The following is a 26326-nucleotide window of genomic DNA, read 5'->3' on the forward strand; positions in this document are numbered from 1 at the left end:
GGGCCACCATCCACGCCCGACGGGTGGGTCACACTCGATCGGCTACTCGGCGTCCTTGATCTCGCAGACGACCTCGCCGTTGGTGACGCCCGAGCCCACCTCGGCCGTGAGGCCGGACACGACCCCGGCCTTGTGGGCCTTCAGCGGCTGCTCCATCTTCATCGCCTCGAGCACCACGATCACGTCGCCCTCGGCCACGGTCGCGCCCTCCTCGACGGCGACCTTGACGATGGTGCCCTGCATCGGGGAGGTCACGGAGTCGCCGGACACGGCGGCGCCGGCCTTCTTGCCGCCCGCGCGCTTCGGCTTCTTGTTGCCGTTGCCGCCGCCCCCGCCCATGCTGGCGAGCCCGGCCGGGAGGACCACCTCGAGGCGGCGCCCGCCGACCTCGACGGTCACCTTGTTGCGCTCGTCGGGCTCAGGCGCCTCGGCCGAGTCGCCGGCGTACGGGGTGATCTGGTTGTCGAAGTCGGTCTCGATCCACTGCGTGTAGATGCTGAAGTCCTCGGGCGCCTCGACCGGCGTGCCGATGAAGGCGGGGTCGGAGACCACGGCCGCGTGGAAGGGGATCACGGTCGGCATCCCGTCGACGCCGAACTCGGCCAGCGCGCGGCGGGACCGCTCGAGTGCCTGGGTGCGGTCGCGGCCGGTGACGATCAGCTTCGCGATCAGGGAGTCGAAGGCACCGGGGATGGTCTCGCCCTCCTCGTAGCCGCCGTCGACGCGGACGCCGGGTCCGGCGGGGGGCGACCACTTGGTCAGCGTTCCGGGAGCGGGCATGAAGTTGGCCCCGCCGTCCTCGGCGTTGATCCGGAACTCGATGGAGTGGCCGCGGATCTCCGGGTCGTCGTAGCCGAGCTCCTCGCCGGCGGCGATCCGGAACATCTCGCGGACGAGGTCGATGCCGGTGACCTCCTCGGAGACGCAGTGCTCGACCTGGAGGCGGGTGTTCACCTCGAGGAAGGAGATGGTGCCGTCGGCGGCGACGAGGAACTCGCAGGTGCCGGCGCCGACGTACTCCGCCTCGCGCAGGATCGCCTTGGAGCTCTCGTAGAGCTCGGTGAGCTGGGCGTCGGTGAGGAACGGCGCGGGGGCCTCCTCGACGAGCTTCTGGTTGCGGCGCTGCAGCGAGCAGTCGCGGGTGGAGACCACCACGACGTTGCCGTGCTTGTCGGCGAGGCACTGGGTCTCCACGTGGCGCGGCTTGTCGAGGAACTTCTCGACCAGGCACTCACCGCGGCCGAAGGCGCCGACGGCCTCGCGCACGGCCGCCTCGAAGGCGTCCGGGATCTCCTCGATCGTGCGGGCCACCTTGAGACCGCGGCCACCGCCGCCGTAGACGGCCTTGATCGCCACCGGCAGGCCGTTCTCCTCGGCGAACGCGATGATCTCGTCCGCGTCCTTGACGGGGTCCTTGGTGCCGGGGGCCAGGGGAGCCTTGGCCCGTTCCGCGATGTGCTTGGCCTTCGCCTTGTCGCCGAGGGCGTCGATGGCGGCCGGGGTGGGGCCGATCCAGACGAGGCCGGCGTCGATCACGGCCTGGGCGAAGTCGGCGTTCTCGGCGAGGAATCCGTAGCCGGGGTGCACGGAGTCGGCGCCGGACTTCTCCGCGACGGCGACGATCTTGGCGATGTCGAGGTAGGAGTCCGCCGGGGTGGCGCCCTCGAGGGAGTGGGCCTCGTCGGCGAGGCGCACGAACAAGGCGTCGCGGTCGGGCTCGGCGTACACCGCCACGCTGCCGATGCCGGCGTCCTTGCATGCGCGGATGACACGGACTGCGATCTCGCCACGGTTGGCGATCAGCACCTTCTGCAGCGGCTTGACGTCTGGCACGACTCTCCTCGTTGGGCTCCGGTGATCCATCCGGAGACTACTGCGCCACCTCGGTGCGCCTCGACGGGTCCCGGCTTCTGGGCGTCAACTGTTGCCGACGGAGGGGTCCGCGACGCCGATTCCGGGGCGCTTGTCGCCGTACAGGAGCCGGTCGTGACGGACCAGGGCGCGCGCGGCGCGGCGGTCCAGCGCCTGGCTGCCGCCGGGCAGCCGGCCGACCAGGTGGGTCCAGAAGAGGTTCGCGGCGATCCGGTACGCCGGGTACCACGGCGGCCGGACCGGGAGGCCGAGCTCCTTCATCCCCGAGGGGCCGACCAGCACCGACGAGGCGCTCAGGCCGCGCTCGCGCTCGTAGGTGCGCCGCCAGCGGGGGATGTCGGGGTAGTGCTCGGGCGCGCTCATCAGCGCGGCGGCCAGCTCGCGGCTGCTCCGGTCGGGGCCGGGATCGGCCGAGAGCATCCGGTAGAGCACGGTGCGGCCCTTGCGCTCGGTGCGCGGCAGCCACTCGTCCGGCACCCCCATCAGCCACCCGATGTAGGACCACAGGTGCATCACCGCCTCCGAGTCGCGGCGCGGGACCCGGATGCCGAGCAGGCGTGCGTGCAGCAGGTAGGAGGTGGAGAAGGTGCCCAGCGTGCTGGCCTGGTCGTAGGCGTTGATCGGCACCCCGCGCAGGTCCCACTCCCAGTCCTCGGCCCGCTCGAGCTGGTAGTTGACGAAGGCGTGCATCACCCGGACGTGCACGGTCAGCTGCCAGCCGGGCTCTGTGCGGGCGAGGCCGCCGGGCGTGGTCACCGCGAGCCACCAGGCGCCGGTCTCGCCGACGCGCTGCAGCGTGGTCTCGCTGGAGAGCCGCCCGGAGCGGACCAGCGGCTCCAGGGCGGCGGCGCTGCGGTAGCCGCCGAGCAGGGAGCCGAAGCCCAGGATGTCGTTGGCGTCCCAGCCCAACCGCCGGGTGAACCGGGCCCCGCGCTCGAGCAGCTCGTCGTCGACCCAGTCGGGCCGGGTCTCGACCGCGTCGAACAGCGCGCGCAGCGGCGCCGGTGCGTCGGGCACCGAGTCCACGCCGTGGTGCAGCGCCTGCCGGAACTGCTTCATCGTCGCAGTGCGGTCCTCGCGCACCGCGCGCACGAACGTGTCCCCGACGTCGTCGCGCTCGAGCAGCCCCCGCTTCAGCCGGGCCGTCTCCTCGGGTCCGGGCACCGCACCGGGCCCGGCGACCAGCTTCAGCGGAGCAGCTACCCGGTCCGACCACTCGGGCGAGGAGCGCCAACGGGTCGGGGTCGGCAGGTCGACGAAGCGGCCGGGGGACAGGTGTGCCGGGGTTGTCGAGGACATGCCTCGACCCTAAAGTGAGCAAATGCTCGACTTCTACTCGCGTTCTGCCCAGCGGACACCATGAGTGCCGGCCAGGGTGCCCACCTGCGCAGACGACCTCTCCAGCGCCGCTCCCAGGAGATGATCGACCGGATCCTGGAGGCCGCTGCTCGGGTTCTGGCCAGCGAGGGGTACGCCGCGATGTCCACCAACCGCGTGGCCGCGGAGGCGGACGTGAGCATCGGGTCGCTCTACCGATACTTCGCCGACAAGACCGAGCTGGTCGAGCAGCTGCGCGAGCGGGTCAACCAGGAGATCCTGAGCAGCCTGACCACCGCGATCCTGGACTCCCTGGACGCAGGTCCCCGGGAAGGCATCGAGCGGGTGCTGGAGACCCTGGTCGCCGGGCTGGAGCGTCACCGGGCGCTGCTGGTGGCGCTGATCGACGAGGTGCCGCTGGGCTCCCAGGCCAACACGCTGCCGGAGATCGAGCGCCAGCTGACCGAGTTCACCCGGCTGTTCGTGCTGCGGCACCAGCCGGGGCTGCCGCGCGAGGAGCTCGACGCCCGGCTCTACCTCGCCATGGGCGTGACCCTGAACGCGTGCCTGCGGATCGCGCTGGAGCGGCCCGAGCACCTCGACCGGGACCACCTGCTCCGCCTGGTCGCCGACATGCTGCTGATCGGACTCGACCACTGAGGCGTTCGTCACGCTGTGGTCCGCGCGCACCCGTGGGACCTACGATCCCCTCATGGACTCCTCCGCCACTCCGAACGCCCGCCAGCGCTGGCAGCAGCGCTACGACGCCGCCCTGAGCGGTGGGAAGGTCCGCGACGCCGACTTCACCACCTTGTCGCAGGTGGAGGTCGAGCCGGCGTACGGCACCGACGAGTCCGAGTGGCCCGGGGAGTTCCCCTACACGCGCGGCCTCTACGCGACCGGCTACCGCGGCCGCACCTGGACGATCCGCCAGTTCGCCGGCTTCGGCAACGCCCAGCAGACCAACGAGCGCTACAAGATGATCCTCGGCCGCGGCGGCGGCGGCCTCTCGGTGGCCTTCGACATGCCCACGCTGATGGGCCGCGACTCCGACGACCCGCGCAGCCTCGGCGAGGTCGGGCACTGCGGCGTGGCGATCGACTCCGCCACCGACATGGACGTGCTCTTCGACGGCATCAAGCTCGACGAGGTCACCACCTCGATGACGATCAGCGGGCCCGCCGTGCCGGTGTTCTGCATGTACCTCGTCGCCGCCGAGCGCCAGGGCGCCGACACCACCAAGCTGAACGGCACCCTGCAGACCGACATCTTCAAGGAGTACATCGCCCAGAAGGAGTGGCTGTTCGCGCCCGAGCCGCACCTGAAGCTGATCGGCGACCTGATGGAGTACTGCGGGACGAACATCCCGGCGTACAAGCCGCTCAGCGTCTCGGGCTACCACATCCGTGAGGCCGGCTCCACGGCTGCGCAGGAGCTCGCCTTCACCCTGGCCGACGGTTTCGGCTACATCGAGCTCGGCCTCTCGCGCGGCCTGGACATCGACGAGTTCGCCCCCGGGCTGAGCTTCTTCTTCGACAGCCACCTCGACTTCTTCGAGGAGATCGCGAAGTTCCGGGCGGCCCGCCGGATCTGGGCCCGCTGGGTCCGTGACGTCTACGGCGCCAAGACCGAGAAGGCGCAGTGGATGCGGTTCCACACGCAGACCGCGGGGGTCTCGCTGACCGCGCAGCAGCCCTACAACAACGTCGTGCGCACCGGCATCCAGGCGCTGGCTGCCGTGCTGGGCGGCACCAACTCGCTGCACACCAACGCCCTCGACGAGACGCTGGCACTGCCCAGCGAGCAGGCCGCCGAGATCGCGCTGCGCACCCAGCAGGTGATCATGGAGGAGACCGGCGTGGTCAACGTGGCGGACCCGCTGGGCGGGTCGTACTTCGTCGAGGCGCTCACCGACAAGATCGAGGCCGAGGCCAACGCCATCTTCGACAAGATCCTGGAGATGGGCGGCTCCAGCCTGCGCCACGACCAGACCGAGGCGCTCGCCGAGTCGGCTCGCAACGGTGGCGACCCGGTGACCCAGGGCCTGCTGCGCGGGATCGAGGACGGCTGGTTCATGGCCGAGATCGCCGAGGCCGCCTTCGCCTACCAGATCGCGCTGGAGAAGAAGGAGAAGAAGGTCGTCGGGGTCAACGTGCTCCCCGAGTCGGTGACCAGCGACCTCGAGATCATGCGGGTCTCCCACGAGGTGGAGACCGAGCAGGTGCGCATCCTCGCCGAGCGCAGGACCGGTCGCGACCAGGCCGCGATCACCGCGGCGCTCGAGGAGATGCTCACCGCCGCCCGCGAGGACCGCAACATGATCCCCGCGATGCTGGAGGCGTGCCGCGCCGAGGCGACGCTCGGCGAGATCTGTGACGCGCTGCGCCGCGAGTGGGGCGAGTACCGGGAGCCCGCGCGCTTCTGAGCCAGGGGCTGGGGGGATCGCTCAGGTGGCGCTCTGCAGCGCCTGGGCGGTGATCGGCAGGGTCAGCTCGAAGCAGCTGCCGACGCCGTCCGGGTTCGCGCTGACCGAGATGCTGCCGCCGTGGCGCAGCACGATGCGCTTGCAGATCGCCAGCCCGAGACCGGTGCCCTGGTAGCCGTCGGTGGGGGCCCGGTGGAACCGGTCGAAGATGCGCTCGCGCTGCGCGGGCGGGATCCCGATCCCGTTGTCGCGCACGGTGACCCGCGCCCAGCCGCTGTCGATCCGGCAGGCCTCGATGAACACCCGCGGCACGGTCCCGGGTGCGACGTACTTGAACGCGTTGCCGATCAGGTTGTCCAGGACCTGGCTCAGCAGCAGCCGGTCGGCCCAGACGTCCACCATGTCGCCGACCACGATCTCGCCGCCGTTGCCGGGCTGGTCACGGGTGGCGGCGAGGTGCTCGACCAGGACGGACAGCGAGATCGGCTCGCAGTCCAGGGCCTGGTCGCGGGCGACCGTGTGGGCGAGCAGGTCCCGGATCAGGCTTCGCGCCTGGGCCGCGCTGGCGCGGATGTGCTGCACCATCGGCGCCGACCGGACGGCGAGGGGGGTGTCGCCCGCCGAGAAGTCCTCCTCCAGGAGCTCGGCCCAGCCGTCGATCACGTTGAGCGGGTTGCTGAGGTCGTGGGCGACCGTGCCGGCGAACGAGATCAGGGACTCCCGGTGCGTGGTGACCGAGGTGATGTCGCGGACCACCACCATCGCCCGCCGTGGAGTGCCTGGGGCGTGGGGGACCGGGGACGCCGAGATCTGCAGCCACCTGACCGTTCCATGGGGGCTCACGTGGCGGTACTCCTCCCCGTCCACCGACTCGCCTGCCAGCGCCCGGGAGTGGGGTTTCTCCGCCTCCGGGACCAGGCGGCCGTCGGCGTAGTACGTCTGGCCTGCGCGCCGGGACTCCGCGTCCACGTGGTCCATCGGCTGGTCGGGGGCGGAGCCGAACGACGTACGCATGGCGGGGTTCGTGTGCAGCACCCGCCCGCCCTCCTCGATGATCGCCACGCCGTCGTCGAGGTGGGACATCACCAGGTCGAGCTCGTCGGCCCGCAGCGCGAGGGCCGCCTCGGAGGTCTCCAGTCGGGTGATCGACTCGGTGAGCTGGCGACGGATCAGGGCGATCGTGAGCCCGGTGACCATCAGGGCGACCACGAACAGCTGGGCCATCAGGGCGCGCGTCGTGGGGTCGCCCACGTTCGCGATCGGCCCGAAGCCATTGATGGTCATGAACACGGTGGTCACGCCGACGACCAGGCAGTGCAGGGCGGTCACCAGGGGGCTGAAGCGCAGCGCCGCCCAGACGACGGTGAGGCTGAGGACGTAGGTGGTCGGGATCTCCGGGGTCAGCCAGAACCCGACGAAGATCAGGGCGGCCACGGACTCGATGCCCAGCAGGTGGGCGAGGGAGGACCGCGGAGTGGGTTCGACCAGGGGGAGGCCCCGGTCGCGTCGCTCGGTGATCCAGCCGCCGAGGAGGAGGCCGGCGACGCCGATGGTGGCCATCGCCGAGGCCTGCCGCCCGAACCTGCCGACCAGGAGGTCCAGGCTCTCGGTGGACAGCACCAGCGAGCTCACGGCGGAGCGGAGCACGGCCGTGAGCAGGGCGGCGGCGGTGATCGCCACCAGGACCCGGCCGAACTGGTCCAGGCGCGTCAGCGGGACGCGCCCGCCCGTCCCCCAGATGCCGGGAACCAGTCGGCGCAGCAGCCACAGCGCCACCAGGGTCTGGAAGACGACCGAGAGCGAGAGGACGGAGCGGATGACGCCGCCCTCGGTCACCGCGAGGCTGAACATCGTGGCGGCCGACATCAGTGCGACGTCGATCGGTAGCAGGCGCCGGTTGCTGCTGGCCAGCCAGACGACGGCCACGCCCGCTGCGGGCCACACCAGCCCGATCTGCTCCGGGCCGACGACGACGGCGCGGCCCAGCAGGCTGGCCAGCGTGAACGCCGTCACCCACAGGGCAGTGCGCAGGGAGGCGGGCACGACCGACCCAGGCCGTTCTGCCTCTCCCACGGGTTCAGTATCGTCACCTCACGAGACCCCGCACAGCGCAAGCGACCAGTTGAGACGATGGAGATATGACCCAGCAGCCCTTTTCCCGCCCCGGTGCGATTGATTTGTCTGGTTTGCAGGGATCTGCCCAGGACGCCTCCGGATCCGTCCCGCAGAGCCACGCGTACGCCGTACGGGTGAACGAGCAGAACTTCCAGGAGGTGCTCGAGTCGTCGCGGACCGCGCCGGTCCTGCTCTCCTTCGAGAGCCCCTCCCGGTCGCCGGAGAGCGTGCAGCTCGCCGAGTCGATCCAGACCCTCTCCACGGAGTTCGAGGGGCGCTTCCTGCTGGGTCGCGTGGACATCGACGCCTCCCCGCAGATCGCCCAGGCGATGCAGATCCCCTCGGTGCCCCTGGTGGTGCTGGTGGCGCAGGGCCGACCCGTGCCCCTGCTGCAGAACTCGGCTCCCCTCGAGGACCTCCGGCAGGCCCTCACCTCGGTCCTCCAGCAGCTGACCGCCAGCGGGGTCACCGGTCGCCACCAGCCGCGCAGCGGCACCGGGACGATCGACGAGGAGACGGGGGAGGAGCAGCTCGACCCCCGCTACTTCCCGGCCCAGGACGCTCTCGAGCGCGGCGACATCGTGGGTGCGGTGGCGGAGTACCAGAAGCTGGTCGACGCCAACCCGGCCGACACCGAGGCCGCAGCCGGCCTGGCGATGGCCAAGGTGCTCCAGCGCACCGAGGGGGTGGACCTCAACAAGGCCCGCGCCGCCGCCGCGGCGAACCCGGACGACGTCGACGCCCAGACGCTCGTGGCCGACCTCGACCTGCTCGGCGGGCACGTGGAGGACGCGTTCGCCCGCCTGGTCGCGCTGGTGGGTCGTTCGTCCGGCGCCGAGCGCGATGCCGCGCGTACGCATCTGATCGGGCTGTTCGGCGCCGTCGGCAACGACGACCCGAGGGTGATCCGGGCCCGCCGGGACCTCGCCTCCGCGCTCTTCTGAGGGCTTCTGGCCGCCCACGCACTGGCTCAGCGTGCCACGATGTTCACCATGGATGACGGGTCCGCCGCCACGCTCGCCACGACGCCGCTCTCCGGCATCGGGCAGCTCTACGTGACGACGGTCGGCGCGGTCTCCCTGATGGCCCTCGTGGAGGGCTCCGAGGCGTGGTACTTCGCGCTCGTCGTACTCGCGCTCCCGCTGAGCCTCCTCGCGCTGTGGGTCGCCTTCTACGCGAGCCTGGCGGTCGGCTTCGCCTCCGGCGCCGACCCCGGCGACCTCTCCTGGCCGGCAGGCATCGTCTGGGTCCTGGTCTGGACCGCAACCGCCTGGATCAACGCCCAGATGCTCCAGAAGGTCCTGCGCACCGGCTGGCGCACCATCGCCCCCCGCCCCACCGACCCCCCCGATGACGACTGACCGCAGGCACGCGACCACACGGTGGTCCCAGGCGTACGCCGGGGCACGCCACCCCAAGGTGGTCGAGCAGCGCGTACGGCGGCCCAACCACTAGGTGGTCGAGCCTCGCGTACGCCGGCGCAACCACTAGGTGGTCGAGCAGCGAGCGGATAGTCGAGACCACTCAGGCGAGGCAGCAGGCAGACCCACGCCGCGCAGAGGGGCTGAGTCAGTAGAAGTGCGGTGGTGCGTCTGGCTGTGGCGGCGGCCGGTCCGCGGTGGCATCAACCGTCCCGTGCTGATCCCGCAAGAACTGAAGCCCATGCGGACTCGTCCACAAGAACGTCCCGGGCCCCAACGTCGTGTCCGCACCCTTCGCGGGGCGACGGGGACAAACAGGCACGGGGACCGTTGGCGATTCGCCAACGGCCCCGCGCCATCCCCGTCGGTGCAGTCTCCGGGCCGCTCCGCCAGCGTCAAGGGTTCGCTACGCCGCTTCGCGCCCTTGACGCTTCCCCCGCAGCCCTATGTCGGCACCTATAGGGACGCCGCTCAGATGTGGTCCACCAGCCCCAGATCACCCGTCCGAGTTACGTTGCTATTTCAAGTTAAGGCAGTGCGGACCGCCCTAGCGGGCGATCAGCGCTGCGACCGCGCCTGCGACGCCTCCCAGGAGGGTCGACGCTCCAATCACCGCTACCTCGAACTCTTTCGAGCGACCGCCCTCCAAGAATCGGATTACCTCGAGATAGGTGTCGATGTCAGATCCGTCCTCGTCCAGGACGTAGTCCTTCAACTCATCGCTGAAGGCCCTCAAGACATTGCTCTCGCGCTCGATGTCCTCCACGCTTCGTGAACCCGCGTGGTGAAGTGAGGCGTAAGTGACCTTCGAATCCAATAGATCCAATCCGAGACGCCTCGTGCTGGACCCCGACCTGAAGACGCGACGGAAGCCTGCCCTAATGCCGGCTTCCTTATGATCGCTCACAACTTGGGCTACCCGTGCAGCAACATACCTTTCCCCGCGGTGCCCAAACTGTTGACATCGGACCAACCAATAAAAAAGCCCCAGTTCTTTATAGAGGTGCCAGTAGAGCTCTGGCGCAGCCTCCAAAGCATTGGCGTACTTTTCTGGCGGGAAGGTGAACTCGATCTGGCGGTATCCGATCCTGCCGAGTTCCTTAACCCCGAAGTTTGCCTGGCCTTCCGCCCCCGGCACCAGCGAGCACCGCACGTGCATAGGGCTGGGGCCAAGGTTCGTTATCGTCAGCAGATCGCTGTGCTTCGCAAACTCTCGCTTCAGAAACTCCCGCACTAAAACGATGCTGCTTGCAGACCTATCTAACTTGTCGAGAGCAGTCACGATCGTGGACGGCCCGTGATAGCCATAGTAGGTCTCGACTCTGAACCGCTCACATTCGATCTCGAAACCATCCCAGAGGAGATCCGAATGCATCCTTTTCGGGATCTCTATGTCGAACCTAACAAAAGTGTCCGTGGGGCATGGCTCGAATCGCTTCAACTCCGGCGGAGATCCTTGCGCCGGCGCGAGGCCTGGGGTCCACGTCTCGTATTTCGAAGGTATACGCGAACTGAATTCCACCTCGATGGCAGTGATGTTGGCCATTTGCCCGAGGGCACGTACAACCTCGTCTCGCCATTCATTGAACTTCCATTCCCGCCCTCGATGAGACTCGGCAACCTCAAAAACAAGGCAACCTGCACCGAAGTCGAGTCGATCAGCGTGCGACATGAGAGGACCCTAGTCTCAACCGACCATGTCGGGGGTGATCTCTGCGCTCGTGTTCCCGGCCAGTGCCCAGCCATACCCACGTCGGCCAGCAGGCACGATGCACGCGTAAATGTGGGCGTACTAGCAACTTGCGATGTTGCAACTGCACGTGGTCCCACCCCGGTCATGCGGCACACAATGCTCGGAGTCGCAGTTGCGCGCCGGCCGGGTCCAACCGGTCGGGGACCTCGTAGGCGTTCACGCCGAGTGGTCGTTGAGGTCGATCACCGGCTTCACGGTCACCGCCGTGTCCGGGTTGGCGCACCAGGTGCGGACCTGCTCGGCGCTGACCCCGGTGCGGTGTTCTCCACCCGGGCTAGGGGCCGCGCGCCCCGGCGTACGCCCGCCCCTCGGCGTACTTCTAGCTCCCGCCTCACCCGACGTGGTCTCGACTGTCCGCTCGCTGGCGCTCGCTGCTCGACCACCTAGTTGTCGCGCGCGCCGGCGTACCCCGCCCCCGGCGTACTTCTAGCTCTCGCCTCACCCGGCGTGGCCTCGACTACCCGCTCGTCTCGACTGTCCGCTCGCTGCTCGACCATCCCAGCGACGTGCTCAGGTGGGGAGGCCGCGGCCGCTTTCTGTGTACGCCGGGCCGGGGGTGTCGGAGAGGTTGCGGAGGGCTGCGTCTATTCGCCGGGAGGTGAAGTCGGCGCACTTCTCGCGGACCTCGGCCGGGGTGTAGAAGCCGACGGAGCGGATCTCGCGCTCCTGGCGGACGATGGTGTCAACGACGCCTGGGTCCAGCTCGCCGCCGTCGAAGACCAGGCAGAGCGCGTCGTCCCAGCCGCCCCACGGGGGCAGCCAGTCGGTGAGCAGCAGCCGGCCCGCGGTGACCTTCAGGCCGAGCTCCTCCTCGACCTCGCGCTCCACGGCGAGCTGGGGGGACTCGCTGACCTCGACGACGCCGCCGGGCAGGTCGAAGTCGCGCTTGTAGGTGAGCTGGCACAGCAGCACCCGACCGTCGGTGGAGCGCACCAACAGCTGGCTGATCGCGCGCTTGCGGGGGAGGAAGGAGTTCAGCAGCGAGCGGAAGCCCTTGGGGTCCTCCAACGGGGTGTCGTCGGCCAGGCGTGCGTAGACGATCCGGTCGGACTCGTCCGAGACGCCTCTGGCAACGCCCTCGCGCATCAGGCCGGCGAACGTCGCCACCCGCTGCGCCGCCTCGTCGTCGGGGTCCACGTGGGTCTCCACGCGGGTGCTGCCGCCCTTGAACGCCGACTCCACGACGCGGCGTACTTCGTCGGCCGACGCACGCAGGCCCTTCGCCTGCAGGTCTGCGGTCCAGGACACGCGTACGACGCCCGGAGCGATCGGGGTCAGCTCGGCGGACACGGCGCGACTCAACGGCGCTGGCTGCTGAGCCACAGCGTGCCGAGGGGAGGAATCCGCAGCCGGGCGGATGCGGGCTGGCCGCCGTGGGCGGTCTCGTGGGCGGTGACCGTGCCGAGGTTGCCCACGCCGGAGCCGCCGTAGATCTCGGCGTCGGTGTTGATCACCTCGCTCCACTCACCCGCGAACGGCAGCCCGAGGAGGTAGCCCTCGTGGGGGATCGCGGAGAAGTTGGTGATGCAGACCAGGGCGCTGCCGTCCGAGCCCCACCGGATGAACGCCACCGTGTTGTGGCTGGCGTCGTCGGCCTCGATCCACTGGAAGCCCTGGGGAGCGGTGTCCTGGGACCACAGTGCCGTCGAGCCGGCGTACACGCTGTTCAGGTCGGTCACCAGGCGCTGCACGCCGCTGTGGTCGGGGTCCTCCAGCAGCCCCCAGTCGAGCGAGCGCTGCTCGGCCCACTCCTGGTCCTGGGCGAACTCGGTGCCCATGAAGATCAGCTGCTTGCCCGGGTGGGCCCACTGCCAGGACAGGAACGCGCGCACGTTGGCCAGCTGCTGCCACCGGTCTCCGGGCATCTTCCGCAGCAGGGACCCCTTGCCGTGCACGACCTCGTCGTGGCTGATCGGCAGCACGTACTGCTCGGAGAACGCGTAGACCATGCTGAACGTGAGCTGGTTGTGGTGGTAGCCGCGGTGGACCGGGTCGCGGGAGATGTAGTCGAGGCTGTCGTGCATCCAGCCCATGTTCCACTTGAACCCGAAGCCCAGCCCGCCCGCCGAGGTCGGCTGGGTGACGCCGGGCCAGGAGGTCGACTCCTCGGCGATGGTGATCGCGCCGGGGACCCGCTTGTAGACGGTGCCGTTGAGCTCCTTGAGGAAGTGCTCGGCCTCGAGGTTCTCCCGGCCGCCGTGGATGTTCGGCTCCCACTCGCCGGGCTGGCGCGAGTAGTCGAGGTAGAGCATCGAGGCCACCGCGTCGACGCGGATGCCGTCGACGTGGAACTCCTCGAGCCAGTAGAGCGCGTTCGCGACCAGGAAGTTGCGGACCTCCTTGCGCCCGAAGTTGAAGACGTAGGTGCCCCAGTCGGGGTGCTCGCCGCGGCTCGGGTTCGGGTCCTCGTAGAGCGGGGTCCCGTCGAAGCGGGCGAGCGCGAACTCGTCCTTGGGGAAGTGCGCGGGGACCCAGTCGACGATCACGCCGATCCCGGCGTTGTGCAGGGCCTGCACCAGCCGGCGGAAGCCGTCGGGGTCGCCGAAGCGCGACGAGGGGGCGTAGTACGACGTGACCTGGTAGCCCCACGAACCGCCGAAGGGGTGCTCCATCACCGGCAGCATCTCGACGTGGGTGAAGCCCATCTCCACGACGTACGCCGTCAGCTGCTCGGCCAGGTCGTCGTAGCTCAGCGGCTCGCCGCCCTCGCGCTTGCGCCACGAGCCGAGGTGCACCTCGTAGATCGACATCGGCTGCTGCTCGGGACGTGACTCGGCGGCGCGCACGGCCATCCACTCGTCGTCGGTCCACACGTGCTTGCTCTCGAAGACGCGCGACGCCGTCGCCGGGGGGACCTCGGTGTAGTAGGCCATCGGGTCGGCCTTGTCGCGCCACACGCCGTCGGCTCCGCGGATGTGGAACTTGTAGCCGTCGCCGGACGCGACGCCCGGGACGAAGGTCTCCCAGACGCCGGAGGTGCCGACGTGGACCAGCGGGTTGCTGCCGCCGTCCCAGCCGTTGAACTCGCCGCGGACCTGGACCTCGAGCGCGGAGGGTGCCCAGACCCGGAACACGGTCCCGCCGGGGACCACGTGGGCGCCCAGCGCCTGCCAGAGCTGCTCGTGGCGGCCCTCGTTGATGAGGTGGACGTCCAACTCGCCGATCGTGGTCTCGCTCATGAACGGTCTCCGATCCGGTCGATTGCCTGCAGGGGGATGTCCAGCCAGCTGGGACGGTTGCGCGCCTCGTAGACGACTTCGTAGACGGCCTTGTCGGCCTCGTAGGCGTCGATGAGGAGTCGCTCGCTGTCGGTGAGCCCGGGCTCGCCGCGCTCCAGCCGCCGCTCGACGTACCCCTCGAGGAACGCGGTGCGGTTGCGGTCGAGCCACTCCTTGGCGCGGTAGCTGATCTGGGGGCCGGGGTCCTCGGAGGAGTAGAGGTCCTTGGCCACGGACTTCGCGGCGTAGTCGAAGGAGCGCAGCATCCCCGCGACGTCGCGCCAGGCGGAGTCCGGCAGCCGTCGCTCGGCGAGCGGCTTGGCGGGCTCGCCCTCGAAGTCGACCAGCTTCCAGCCCAGCGACGTCCGCAGGGTCTGGCCCAGGTGGAGGTCGCCGTGGATGCGCTGCACGTCGCCGGAGGCGTCGGCCACGTGGGCGAACACCTCGTGCAGGGTCTCGCTGTGCCCGGCGAGCTCCGGGACCACGCCCACCGCGTCGGCCAGGCGCTGCCGCATGGCCTCGGCGGTGGCGGCCGCGTCGAGCGGCTCGGTGCCGAACTGATCGCGCAGGAGCTCGTGGATCTCGCTGACGGTGACGCCGAGGCGGTGGGCCTCGCCGGCGAAGTCCCCGCCCACCTCGTCGGCGTGCAGGTCGGCCTCGGCGAACAGGTTGCGAGCGCTGGCGAGGGCGAGCTCCCAGCCGTCGCTGGCGGTGCGCAGGAACTGCGAGAGCATCGCGAGCTGGAGCCGTTCGCCGTCCGGGGTGACCGGTTCGAGCTCCACCCAGCCGTAGAGCTCGGCGATGCTGTGGGTCCCGCTGCGGGTCAGCGCCTCGTGGATCTCGATGTCAGGGTTGACCCCCGGCGTCATCCGGCGGAAGACCTTCATCAGGGAGTCGTCGCCGTAGGCCACCGAGGAGTTGCTCTGCTCGCCGCGGAACAGCGTGGAGTGGGCGGTGAGGTCCAGGTCGTGCTCGCCGCAGCGGTGGAACGTCACCTCGGGGCCCAGCTGCTCCGAGCCGGTGGCGGCCGCGGCGGCGAACGCCTCCAGCCACAGGTGGGTGGCCGCGCGGTCGTGGAGCGCGTCGTAGACGTGGCGGTCCTCCACCATCGCGATGAACGCGTGCCCGAGCCGCTCCTGCGCCTCGGTGTACGACGACACCGGGACCTGGTAGACCGCGGTCTCCGCGACCTGTCCCGGGCCGGCGGAGCTGTCCTCGAAGGAGAGCGTGATCAGCGCGATGCTGACCCGCGGCTCGCCTTCGCGCAGCTGGGCCACGCGCACGTCGGTGACCGAGAAGGCGCGACCCTTGCCGCCGAACCAGCGGGCCTCGCCGATGAAGTCGACCAGGGCCTGCTCCAGCGGTTCGGTGCCCGGGGACGGGGTGGTGGATGTCGTGGGGGTGTGGTCGTCCAGGGTCACGCGGTGCTCCCTTCGCCGAGGGCCTCGGCCTGGGGTTCGGCCTGCGGGAGCCGGATCCAGTAGAAGCCGTAGCCCCCGAGGGTGAGCAGGTAGGGCAGCTCGCCCACCTCGGGGAACCGCACCCCGCCGAGGAGCTCCACCGGCCGCACGCCCTCCCACCGCCGCAGGTCGAGCTCGACCGGTTGGGGGAACCGGCTCAGGTTGTTCACGCACAGCACGGTGTCGGTGTACCCCGTCTCGTCGGTGTACTCCCGCACGTAGGAGAGCACCGAGGGGTTGGACCCCCCGAGGTCGGTGAACCCGCCCAGGCCGAAGCAGGGGTGCTGCTTGCGTGCCTGGATCATCCGCCGTGTCCAGTGCAGCAGCGAGGAGGAGTTGTCCAGCTCGGTCTCGACATTGACCCTCTGGTACCCGAAGACGGGATCCTGGTTCACCGGCAGGTGCAGCCGGCCCGGGGTGGCGACCGAGAAGCCCGCGTTGCGGTCCGGGGTCCACTGCATCGGGGTGCGCACGCCGTCACGGTCGCCGAGCCAGATGTTGTCGCCCATCCCGATCTCGTCCCCGTAGTAGAGGACGGGGGACCCGGGCAGGGAGAGCAGCAGCGCGGTGAACAGCTCCATCTGGTTCACGTCGTTGTCGAGCAGGGGGGCCAGCCGCCGGCGGATGCCGATGTTGGCCTTCATCCGCGGGTCCTTGGCGTACTCGTCCCACATGTAGTCGCGGTCCTCGTCGGTGACCATCTCGAGGGTCAGCTCGTCGTGGTTGCGCAGGAAGATGCCCCACTGGCACCCGTCGGGGATCGCGGGGGTCTGCTCGAGGATCTCCGAGATCGGGAACCGGTTCTCCCGGCGTACGGCCATGAAGATGCGCGGCATCACCGGGAAGTGGAAGCACATGTGGCACTCGTCGCCGGCGCTGAGGTACTCGCCCGACTCCGGGTCGCGCTTGCCGCCGAAGTAGTCGACGACGTCGGAGGGCCACTGGTTGGCCTCCGCGAGCAGCACCCGCCCGGGGTAGTGCTCGTCGACGTAGCGGCGCACCTGGCGCAGCGCCTCGTGGGTCTCGGGCAGGTTCTCGCCGTTGGTGCCCGGGCGCTCGTAGAGGTAGGGGACGGCGTCGAGCCGGAAGCCGTCGAGGCCCATGTCGAGCCAGAAGCTCATCGCCTCCAGCATCGCCTCCATCACCTTGGGGTTGTCGAAGTTGAGGTCCGGCTGGTGGGAGAAGAACCGGTGCCAGTAGTACTGCTGGCGGACCGGGTCCCAGGTCCAGTTGGAGGGCTCGGTGTCGACGAAGATGATCCGCGCCTCTTCGTAGAGCTCGTCGGTGTCGGACCACACGTAGAAGTCGCCGAAGGGCCCGTCGGGGTCCTCGCGGCTGGCCTGGAACCACGGGTGCTGGTCGCTGGTGTGGTTCATCACGAAGTCGATGATCACGCGGATGTCGCGCTTGTGCGCCTCGTCGAGGAACTCGTGGAAGTCGTCCACGGTCCCGGCCTCGGGGAGGATGTTGGTGTAGTCGGCGACGTCGTACCCGCCGTCGCGCAGCGGCGAGGAGAAGAACGGCGGCACCCACAGGCAGTCCACGCCGAGCCAGTGCAGGTAGTCGAGCTTCTCGGTCAGCCCGCGGAAGTCGCCGACGCCGTCGCCGTTGGAGTCCTTGAAGGACCGCACCAGCACCTCGTAGAACACGGCCGTCTTGAACCAGTCGGGCTGCTCGAAGTGCGCCGCGGTGGGTCCACCGCTGGTGCTGGGGAGTACGCCGCTCTCGGTCGCGTCGCTGGAGACCTCGCTCACACCGGCGTCCTGACCGAGAGCACGTGCGCGGGCTCCACGAAGGGGTCGAGGTGGACGTAGTTGTGCGCGCCCCACTGCCAGTCCTGGCCGCTGATCTCGTCGTGCACGTTCAGGGTGTCCTCCCAGTCCAGCCCGAGTGCGGGCATGTTCAGGTGCACCGTCGTGGTGCGTGGTCCGTGGGGGTCGAGATTGACCACCACGATCACCGTGTCATGCCCGCTGGGGGAGCCTGTCGAAACCCGCTTGCTGTACACCAGCACCGCGTCGTCGTCGCTGGAGTGGATCGTCACGTTGCGCAGCTGCTGCAGCGCCGGGTGCGCGCGACGGATCTCGTTGAGCCGGGTGAGGTACGGCGCGAGGGTGTTCCCCTCGCGCTCGGCGGCCTCCCAGTCGCGGATCCTGATCTGGAACTTCTCCGAGTCCAGGTAGTCCTCGGTGCCGGGGCGCAGGGCGAGGTGCTCGTAGAGCTCGAACCCGGCGTACACCCCCCAGCTCGGCGACCCGGTGGCCGCGACCACGGCGCGGATCCGGAACGCCGGGGGACCGCCGTGCTGGAGGTAGGCGTGCAGGATGTCGGGGGTGTTCACGAAGAAGTTCGGGCGCATGAACGCCGAGGACTCGTGCGAGACCTCCTCGAGGTACGACGCGATCTCGTGGCGGGTGTTGCGCCAGGTGAAGTAGGTGTAGCTCTGGTGGAACCCGACCATCCCGAGCGCGTGCATCATCGGCGGCTTGGTGAACGCCTCGGAGAGGAAGATAACGTCCGGGTCGGTGGCCCGGATGCGGCCCAGCAGCCATTCCCAGAACGCCACCGGCTTGGTGTGCGGGTTGTCCACGCGGAAGACGCGCACGCCGTGCGACATCCAGTGCCGCAGCACGCGCTCGGCCTCCGCGTAGATCCCCTCGGGGTCGTTGTCGAAGTTGATCGGGTAGATGTCCTGGTACTTCTTCGGCGGGTTCTCCGCGTAGGCGATGGTCCCGTCGGCGCGGGTGGTGAACCACTCCGGGTGCTCGGTCGCCCACGGGTGGTCCGGCGCCGCCTGCAGGGCGAAGTCGAGGGCGACCTCGAGGCCGACGGAACGGGCCTGCTCCACGAACGCGTCGAAGTCCTCGATGGTGCCGAGGTCGGGGTGGATCGCGTCGTGGCCGCCGTGCCTGCTCCCGATCGCCCACGGGGAGCCGACGTCCTCGGGGGTGGGCGTGAGGGTGTTGTTGCGTCCCTTGCGGTTCACCTCGCCGATCGGGTGGATCGGCGGCAGGTAGATGATGTCGAAGCCCATCGCGGCGACGGCCGGGAGCCGCTCCGCGGCGGTGCGCAGGGTGCCGCTCACCACGGCGCCAGTGCTGTCCACGTGGGCGCCCTCGGAGCGCGGGAAGAACTCGTACCAGCTGGAGAACAGGGCCCGCTCGCGGTCGACGAAGAACGGGAAGGGTCCCTCGGTGGTGAGCAGGTCGCGCAGCGGGTGCGCGGCGAACACCTGGGCCAGGGCCGGTGACTCCGCGACCGCCAGCCGGGCCTCCGCCGGACGGCTGGTGTCCCCGAGCCCCTTCACGGCGTCCTTGACCAGCGACCTCTCCGCCTTGTCCAGCTTCTGCTTCAGCACCCGCTGGAGCAGGAGCACGCCCTCGGTGAACATCAGCTCCACGTCGACGCCTGCGCGGATCTTGATGCCGGCGTCGTGCAGCCAGGTCCCGAGCGGGTCGCTCCAGGCCTGCACCTCGAAGGTCCAGGCGCCCTCGACGTCGGGGCAGACGGTGGCCGCCATCCGCGACACCTCGTCGCCGCCGACGTCGTGCATCCGCAGCGGAGGCCGGCGTACGCCGCCGGGGTCGATGAGCACGACCTCGGCGCCGAGCTGGTCGTGTCCCTCCCGGAAGACCAGCGCCGTGACGTCGAAGTACTCGCCCACCGAGGCCTTCGCGGGGTAGCGCCCGCACTCGACGAGGGGCTTGACGTCCATGACCGGGATGCGCCCGATGCGGGTGTTGACCATGCTCCCAACACTTACGAAGTCCGGCCGATGACGCAAACGGGTCCATTGCGGATGGGCGTGATGCAACCCACGGTTTGATCGTTCCAAGAGTTGGGTTAGCGTGCTCCGGTGCGAGCCATTCGACGATTCACCGTCCGTCCGGTGCTGCCGGAGCCGCTGCGAGCGCTGGGGGACCTGGCCACCAACCTGCGGTGGTCGTGGAGCCCGGAGACCCAGGACGTGTTCGCGGCGCTGGATCCCGAGATCTGGCGCGAGAGCGGCCACGACCCGGTCAAGACGCTCGGCGCCGTGTCCACCGCCCGGCTCGAGGAGCTGTCCGGCGACGCGACGTTCCTGCAGCTGCTCGGCGCTGCCGAGGCCGACCTGCAGGGCTACCTCACCGGCGACCGGTGGTTCCAGGAGGCCCAGAAGCGGGCTGAGGAGGGCGCTGCGCTGCCGAAGGCGATCGCCTACTTCTCCCCGGAGTACGGCATCACCTCGGTGCTGCCGCAGTACTCCGGCGGTCTCGGCATCCTCGCGGGTGACCACCTCAAGACCGCCAGCGACCTCGGGGTGCCGCTGATCGGCGTCGGCCTGCTCTACAAGTACGGCTACTTCCGCCAGCAGTTCTCCCGCGAGGGCTGGCAGCTGGAGAGCTACCCCGTGCTGGACCCCGACGGCCTGCCGATCACGCTGCTGCGCGAGGCCGACGGCACCCCCGCCCACGTGCACATCTCCGTCCCGGGGGACGCCGAGCTGACCGCGCGGGTGTTCGTCGCCCATGTCGGCCGGGTCCCGCTGCTGCTGCTCGACACCGACATCGAGGAGAACCCCGGTCCGCTGCGGGAGATCACCGACCGGCTCTACGGCGGCACCACCGAGCACCGGCTGCTCCAGGAGCTGCTGCTCGGCGTGGGCGGCGTCCGTGCCCTGCGCGCCTTCTCTCGGATCACCGGCGCCGAGGACCCCGAGGTGTTCCACACCAACGAGGGCCACGCCGGCTTCCTCGGGCTCGAGCGGATCCGCGAGCTGACCGTCGCCGAGGGCGGGCCCGGGCTCGACTTCGACACGGCCGTCGAGGTCACCCGCGCCGGCACGGTGTTCACCACGCACACCCCCGTCCCCGCCGGGATCGACCGGTTCCCCCGCGAGCTGATCGAGCAGTACTTCGGCGCGCAGAGCCCGGTGGCCGGCGTACCCACCGACCGGATCCTGCGGCTCGGCGCCGAGGACTACCACGGCGGTGACAGCGGCGTGTTCAACATGGCCGTGATGGGCTTCCGGCTCGCCCAGCGCGCCAACGGCGTCTCCGAGCTGCACGGCGAGGTCAGCCGGGGCATGTTCAACGGGCTGTGGCCGGCCTTCGACGAGGCCGAGGTCCCGATCACCTCGATCACCAACGGCGTGCACGCTCCCACCTGGGTGGCCCGCGAGGTCTTCGAGCTCGCCCGCAAGCAGGGTGCGAACACCGACTCCGACGCCGCCGACGTCTGGAACGTCGTCGACGAGGTCCCGTCGGTCGACCTGTGGGCGACCAAGCGCGAGCTGCGCCAGCGCCTCGTCCTCGACGCCCGCGCCCGGCTGCGGAAGTCCTGCATCAAGCGAGGCCAGTCCCAGGCGGAGCTCGGCTGGACCGAGACGGCCCTGGACCCCGACGTGCTCACGATCGGGTTCGCCCGGCGGGCGGCGTCGTACAAGCGGCTCACCTTGATGCTCAGCGACCCCGAGCGGCTCAAGCGCCTGCTGCTGCACCCGGAACGGCCCGTGCAGCTGATCATGGCCGGCAAGGCGCACCCCGCCGACGACGGCGGCAAGAAGCTGATCCAGGCGATCGTGCAGCTCGCCGACGACCCCGAGGTCCGGCACCGCGTCGCCTACCTGCCCAACTACGACATCGCGATGGCGCAGCCGCTCTACCCCGGCTGCGACGTGTGGCTGAACAACCCGCTGCGGCCCTACGAGGCCTGCGGCACCTCGGGGATGAAGGCGGCCCTCAACGGCGGCCTGAACCTCTCCATCCTCGACGGCTGGTGGGACGAGTGGTACGACGGCAGCAACGGCTGGGCGATCCCGTCGGCCGACGGTGTCGAGGACCCCGACCTGCGTGACGACCTCGAGGCGAACGCGCTCTACGAACTGATCGAGAACGAGGTCGCGCCGAGGTTCTACGACCTCGACGAGACCGGCGTGCCGCCCCGGTGGATCGAGATGGTCCGGCACACGCTGAAGTCGCTCGGCCCCAAGGTGCTCTCCACGCGGATGCTGCGCGAGTACGTCGAGCGGCTCTACGCCCCTGCGGCGCTCTCCTCGCGGGCGATGAACGACTCCTACGCCGGGGCCACCGACCTCGCGGGATGGAAGTCGCGCGTGCTCTCCGGCTGGTCCGGCGTGCACATCGACCACGTGGAGACCGAGGGCCTCTCCGACGCCCCCGAGATCGGCGGCGGGATGGACCTGCACGTCTTCGTCTCGCTCGGCAGCCTCTCGCCCGACGACGTCGACGTCGAGGTGGTGCACGGCCGGGTCAGGGGCGAGGACGAGCTCGTCGAGACCACGACCACCTCGCTCACCCCGGGGGAGAACTACGAGGGCGGCCGCTACCGCTTCGACGGACACGTCCAGCTCAGCCGCGCCGGCTCGTTCGGCTACACGGTGCGGGTCCTGCCCCGGCACCCCGCGCTGGCCTCGCCGGCCGAGCTCGGTCTGGTGGTCCTGGCCTAGGCTCGCCACGTGATCGAGTTACGCAGCCCGGCCGAGATCGAGCAGATGAAACCGGCCGGCCGGTTCGTCGCCGAGGTGCTCACCGCACTCGAGGCGGCGGCCGACGTGGGCGTGAACCTGCTCGACCTCGACGCGCTCGCTGCACGGATGATCCGCGAGCGGGGCGCGGTCTCCTGCTACGTGGACTACCACCCGTCCTTCGGGGCGATGCCGTTCGGCAAGTCGCTGTGCACCTCGGTCAACGACGCCGTCCTGCACGGCCTGCCCCACGACTACGCCCTGCGCGACGGTGACCTGCTCAGCCTCGACTTCGCCTGCTCGGTCGACGGGTGGGTCTCGGACTCCGCGCTCAGCCTGGTCGTCGGTACGCCGGACCCGCGCGACCTCGCGCTGATCGAGACCACCCGCCGTGCGCTCGACGCCGGCATCGCCGCGGCTGTCCCCGGCAACCGGCTCGGCGACATCTCCGCGGCCATCGGCGAGGTCGCCCACGCCGAGGGGCTCAAGGTGAACCTCCAGTTCGGCGGGCACAGCGTGGGACGCACCATGCACGGCGACCTGCACGTGGCCAACGACGGCCGGCCCGGTCGCGGCTACGCCCTCCGGCCCGGCCTCGTGATCGCCATCGAGCCGTGGTTCCTGCACACCACCGACGAGATCTACACCGACAAGGACGGCTGGACGATCCGCAGCCGCGACGGCTCCCGGGGCGCCCACTCGGAGCACACGATCGCCGTCACCGAGGGCGAGCCGCTCGTCCTCACCGCCCGCGACTGATCCCGCGGCCCGGCGTACGCCGGCTCAGGTCTGCTCGAGCAGCACCAGGCTCCGCGCCGCCAGCACGGTGCTGGCGCCGGCGGTGACCTCGACCCCGATCGGGTTGCCCGGGTCGGTGGAGAGCACGACGACGCCGCGCTGGACCCACTGGTTGGAGGGGAAGGTGACGGTGCACTCCTGCGGCGAGCCGTTGAGCCAGAGCAGGAAGCTGCTGTCGTGCTGCTGCTCCCCGCGCGGGCCGGGGGAGCGGAGCGGGTCGCCGGAGACGAACATCCCGATCACGTGCAGGCCGCCGTCGAGCCAGTCGTCGCCGGTCATCTCGCGGCCCGAGGGATGGATCCAGGCCAGGTCCTTGGGGCCGCCGACGATCGTGGGACGGCCCTCGAACCAGTGCCGCTGCCGCAGAGCAGGGTGGTCGCGGCGGATCCGCAGCGCCGCCCGGGTGATGTCGAAGGTGCCGAGCCAGGCGTCGTCGGGTCGCCAGTCGACCCAGGAGATCTCGTTGTCCTGGTTGTAGGGGTTGTTGTTCCCGCGCTGGGTGCGGCCGCGCTCGTCGCCGGCGGTGATCATCGGCACCCCGGCGGACAGGCACAGCGTCGCGATCAGGTTCGCGGCCTGGCGGTGGCGCAGCGCGATCACCTCGGGGTCGTCGGTCTCGCCCTCGACGCCGCAGTTCCAGGAGCGGTTGTTGCCGGTGCCGTCCCGGTTGCCCTCCCCGTTGGCCTCGTTGTGCTTGTGGTCGTAGGAGACCAGGTCGCGCAGGGTGAAGCCGTCGTGGGCGGTGATGAAGTTGATCGAGGCGTACGGCGACCGGCCGTCGTCGAGGTAGAGGTCCGAGGAGCCCGCCAGGCGGGTGGCCACGGTCCGCACGCCGTCGCCGGAGGAGCGCCAGAAGTCGCGCATCGTGTCGCGGTACTGGTCGTTCCACTCCACCCACGGCGGCGGGAACTCCCCGACGCGGTAGCCGTCGCTGGAGACGTCCCACGGCTCGGCGATCAGCTTCACGTGCCGCAGCACGGGGTCCTGCCCGATCGTGGTCAGGAAGTGGCAGGCCATGTCGACCTCGTGGCCGGTCCGGGCCAGGGCCGAGGCCAGGTCGAACCGGAACCCGTCGACGTGCATCTCGGTGACCCAGTAGCGCAGCGAGTCCAGGATCAGCCGCAGCGCAGGCGGGTGGTCGGCAGCCACGGTGTTGCCGCAGCCGGTGATGTCCCAGTAGGTGTCCGGCTGGTGCCGGTCGCGGGGGTCGGGGGAGCTGCGGGCGTAGTAGCCGAGGTCGTCGAGCCCGCGGAAGCTCAGCGTCGGCCCGTCCGCCCCGGCCTCGGCGGTGTGGTTGTAGACCACGTCGAGGATCACCTCGATCCCCGCGGCGTGCAGGTCCTTGACCATCTGCTTGAACTCGGTGACCTGCTGGCCGCGGTCGCCGGAGGAGGAGTACGCCGCGTGCGGGGCGAAGTAGCCGAGGGAGTTGTAGCCCCAGTAGTTGGTCAGGCCGAGCTCCGCGAGCCGCGGCTCGGAGACGAACTCGTGGACGGGCAGCAGCTCCACCGCGGTCACGCCGAGGTCGTTGAGGTAGTCGGTGACGACCCGGTGCCCGAGCCCGGCGTACGTGCCGCGCAGCTCCTCGGGGACCCGGTCGTGCAGCTTCGTGAAGCCCTTGACGTGCAGCTCGTAGATGACGGTGTCGCGCCAGCGCCGCTGCATCGGGCGGTCCTCGCCCCAGTGGAACTCGTCGTGGACCACGACCGCCTTGCCGACGTACGGCGCGGAGTCGCGGTCGTCGCGCAGGGAGAGGTGGTCCACGCCGTCGTCGGTGCGCACGTGCCCGAAAACCGCTGGGTCGGTGCGGAACCCGCCGGAGACCGCGCGGGCGTAGGGGTCGAGCAGCAGCTTGGCGGCGTTGAACCGCAGTCCGGCGTCGGGGTCCCACGGACCGTCGGCGCGGAACCCGTAGCGCTGGCCCCGGGGAAGGTCGGGCAGCGCTCCGTGCCAGATCCCGAGCGTGTGCTCGGTGAGCTCGAACCGCGTCTCCACCAGCTCGCCGGTGGCGGGGTCCTCGTCGAACAGCGCCACCCACAGCGCGGTCGCCTCGGGGGAGTACACCGCGAAGTTGGTCGACTCCTCGCTCCAGGCCGCGCCGAGCGGCCAGGCGCGCCCGGGCCACACCGCGACGCTCTCGTCGGTCGCCGACCACGTCCCTGGAGTCATTCGGCTGATTATGTCCCCCGGGCGGGGTGGGTCAGGCGAACAGGTCCCCGAGCCCGGTCAGCGACTCGTAGCCGAGGTAGATGGTCAGCACCCAGGCCGCGGCGCCGATCGCGATCAGCCACCTCGGGTAGCGGTAGCCGTCCATCAGGTCCCGGCGGCGGGCGGCGACCCAGAGCAGCAGCCCGAGGCCCACAGGCAGGATCAGCCCGTTGAAGGCGCCGGCGAAGACCAGCAGCTTCACCGGCTCGGCCCCGAGCAGCAGGAACAGCAGCGTCGAGGTGGCGATGAAGCCGACCACGATCCACCGCTCCCACCGGGTGACCCACCCGCCGAGGACCTTCAGGAACGAGGTCGAGGTGTACGACGCCCCGATCACCGAGGTGATCGCCGCGCTCCAGATCACCGCGCCGAACACGATCTTGCCCACGTCGCCGAGCGCCGCGTCGAAGGCGGAGGCGGTGGGGTTGCCCTCGTCGATGGAGGCGCCTGAGGTGACCACGCCGAGGACCGCGAGGAACAGCGCCACCCGCATCAGCCCGGTGATCGCGATGCCGAGGACCGAGGCGCGGGTGATCTCGCGGACGTTCTCCACGCCCTGGATCCCGTTGTCGACGAGGCGGTGCGCGCCGGCGTACACGATGTAGCCACCGACGGTGCCGCCGATCAGCGTGGTGATCGCGAGGAAGCTGATCGTCTCCGGCGCCACGGACTGCACCAGCGCGTCCCCGACCGGCGGGGTGGTGCTGATGGCGACGTACGTCGTGAGCCCGAGCATCAGCACGCCCAGCAGGACCACCAGCCGGTCCATCGCCAACCCGGCCCGGCGGACCAGGAACACCGCGACCGCGACCAGTGCCGAGACGACCCCGCCGACCCTCACGTCGAGTCCGAAGAGCGCCTCGAGGCCGAGCGCGGTGCCGGCGACGTTGCCGATGTTGAAGACCAGCCCGCCGAAGACGTCGAGCGCGGCGAGCAGGAAGCCGCTGCCGGGGAGCGCGGCGTTCGCCAGGTCCTGGGCCCGGCGTCCGGAGACTCCGACGATGCGCCAGACGTTGAGCTGGATCGCCACGTCCACGAGCAGGGACACCAGGATCGCGAACGCGAACGCGGCGCCGAGCTGGACGGTGAACGTCGTGGTCTGGGTGAGGAATCCCGGCCCGATGGCCGAGGTCGCCATCAGGAACATGGCGCCCAGGAAGCCCACCCGGCCGGTGGACCTCAGTGCGTGGGGCTCTGCCTCCGCCGCGGTGCTCTGGGCCATCGACCCACCGTATGAATGCCGGCCCCTCGGGTCCAGAGGTCCGCCGGAGGT

17 protein-coding genes are annotated in these 26326 nt (G+C 70.1%); 6 read left to right on the forward strand and 11 right to left on the reverse strand.

The window, feature by feature from the left end; all coding sequences use genetic code 11:
* Positions 1-42: 42 nt before the first annotated feature.
* Together AC4BGB_RS16780 and AC4BGB_RS16785 are read right to left on the reverse strand one after the other, a co-directional pair.
* Positions 43-1833 carry an acetyl/propionyl/methylcrotonyl-CoA carboxylase subunit alpha gene (locus AC4BGB_RS16780; protein ID WP_490548046.1) on the reverse strand — a complete coding sequence of 597 codons (1791 nt, stop codon included), beginning with the start codon at positions 1831-1833 and terminating at the stop codon, positions 43-45.
* 84 nt (positions 1834-1917) lie between these two features.
* Positions 1918-3171, reverse strand: a complete 1254-nt coding sequence (locus tag AC4BGB_RS16785) for an oxygenase MpaB family protein (protein ID WP_490548047.1) — start codon at positions 3169-3171, stop codon at positions 1918-1920.
* A 60-nt stretch (positions 3172-3231) separates the two neighbouring features.
* On the opposite strand from AC4BGB_RS16785, the gene AC4BGB_RS16790 reads away from it, so the two are divergent.
* Complete coding sequence (locus AC4BGB_RS16790; protein WP_490548048.1) at positions 3232-3849, forward strand: TetR/AcrR family transcriptional regulator; 618 nt, start codon at positions 3232-3234, stop codon at positions 3847-3849.
* Positions 3850-3901: 52 nt separating this feature from the next.
* Positions 3902-5614, forward strand: a complete 1713-nt coding sequence (gene icmA, locus AC4BGB_RS16795) for a coenzyme B12-dependent isobutyryl-CoA mutase large subunit (RefSeq protein ID WP_490548049.1) — start codon at positions 3902-3904, stop codon at positions 5612-5614.
* A gap of 21 nt (positions 5615-5635) precedes the next feature.
* Here icmA and AC4BGB_RS16800 read toward each other — a convergent pair whose 3' ends face one another.
* Positions 5636-7657 (reverse strand): ATP-binding protein, encoded by a 2022-nt coding sequence (locus tag AC4BGB_RS16800; RefSeq protein WP_490548050.1) that lies wholly within the window; start codon positions 7655-7657, stop codon positions 5636-5638.
* A gap of 206 nt (positions 7658-7863) precedes the next feature.
* Here AC4BGB_RS16800 and AC4BGB_RS16805 point away from each other — a divergent pair, with 206 nt between their 5' ends.
* Both AC4BGB_RS16805 and AC4BGB_RS16810 read left to right on the forward strand, forming a co-directional pair.
* Complete coding sequence (locus tag AC4BGB_RS16805) at positions 7864-8673, forward strand: co-chaperone YbbN (RefSeq protein ID WP_490548051.1); 810 nt, start codon at positions 7864-7866, stop codon at positions 8671-8673.
* Positions 8674-8712: 39 nt separating this feature from the next.
* A complete protein-coding gene (locus AC4BGB_RS16810; protein WP_490548052.1) occupies positions 8713-9090 on the forward strand; it encodes a hypothetical protein in 378 nt (125 codons plus the stop codon).
* Between the two features lie 607 nt (positions 9091-9697).
* On the opposite strand, the gene AC4BGB_RS16815 is transcribed toward AC4BGB_RS16810, so the two are convergent.
* From AC4BGB_RS16815 to AC4BGB_RS16840, 6 genes are all read right to left on the reverse strand, one after another.
* On the reverse strand, positions 9698-10822 hold the full coding sequence (locus AC4BGB_RS16815; RefSeq protein WP_490548053.1) for a hypothetical protein: 1125 nt from the start codon (positions 10820-10822) through the stop codon (positions 9698-9700).
* Positions 10823-11413: 591 nt separating this feature from the next.
* Positions 11414-12193 carry an NUDIX domain-containing protein gene (locus AC4BGB_RS16820; RefSeq protein WP_490548055.1) on the reverse strand — a complete coding sequence of 260 codons (780 nt, stop codon included), beginning with the start codon at positions 12191-12193 and terminating at the stop codon, positions 11414-11416.
* 8 nt (positions 12194-12201) lie between these two features.
* The gene (glgB, locus tag AC4BGB_RS16825; RefSeq protein WP_490548056.1) at positions 12202-14082 is read right to left on the reverse strand and encodes a 1,4-alpha-glucan branching protein GlgB; all 1881 of its coding nucleotides are present in this window, start codon (positions 14080-14082) and stop codon (positions 12202-12204) included.
* The gene (locus AC4BGB_RS16830; protein WP_490548058.1) at positions 14079-15542 is read right to left on the reverse strand and encodes a maltokinase N-terminal cap-like domain-containing protein; all 1464 of its coding nucleotides are present in this window, start codon (positions 15540-15542) and stop codon (positions 14079-14081) included. Before AC4BGB_RS16830 ends, glgB begins: the two co-directional genes overlap by 4 nt.
* A complete protein-coding gene (gene treS / locus AC4BGB_RS16835) occupies positions 15539-17335 on the reverse strand; it encodes a maltose alpha-D-glucosyltransferase (RefSeq protein ID WP_490548059.1) in 1797 nt (598 codons plus the stop codon). Before treS ends, AC4BGB_RS16830 begins: the two co-directional genes overlap by 4 nt.
* Positions 17332-19329 carry an alpha-1,4-glucan--maltose-1-phosphate maltosyltransferase gene (locus AC4BGB_RS16840; protein ID WP_490548061.1) on the reverse strand — a complete coding sequence of 666 codons (1998 nt, stop codon included), beginning with the start codon at positions 19327-19329 and terminating at the stop codon, positions 17332-17334. Before AC4BGB_RS16840 ends, treS begins: the two co-directional genes overlap by 4 nt.
* Before the next feature lie 108 nt (positions 19330-19437).
* On the opposite strand from AC4BGB_RS16840, the gene glgP reads away from it, so the two are divergent.
* Together glgP and map are read left to right on the forward strand one after the other, a co-directional pair.
* On the forward strand, positions 19438-22029 hold the full coding sequence (gene glgP, locus AC4BGB_RS16845; RefSeq protein WP_490548062.1) for an alpha-glucan family phosphorylase: 2592 nt from the start codon (positions 19438-19440) through the stop codon (positions 22027-22029).
* 9 nt (positions 22030-22038) lie between these two features.
* The gene (map, locus tag AC4BGB_RS16850; protein ID WP_490548063.1) at positions 22039-22806 is read left to right on the forward strand and encodes a type I methionyl aminopeptidase; all 768 of its coding nucleotides are present in this window, start codon (positions 22039-22041) and stop codon (positions 22804-22806) included.
* Between the two features lie 24 nt (positions 22807-22830).
* On the opposite strand, the gene glgX is transcribed toward map, so the two are convergent.
* Entirely contained in the window at positions 22831-25014 is a 2184-nt protein-coding gene (glgX, locus tag AC4BGB_RS16855; RefSeq protein WP_490548065.1) for a glycogen debranching protein GlgX, read from the reverse strand.
* A gap of 31 nt (positions 25015-25045) precedes the next feature.
* A complete protein-coding gene (locus tag AC4BGB_RS16860) occupies positions 25046-26275 on the reverse strand; it encodes an NRAMP family divalent metal transporter (RefSeq protein ID WP_490548067.1) in 1230 nt (409 codons plus the stop codon).
* Positions 26276-26326: the final 51 nt, after the last annotated feature.

The sequence above is a fragment of the Nocardioides sp. Z30_9 genome, from assembly GCF_058215735.1.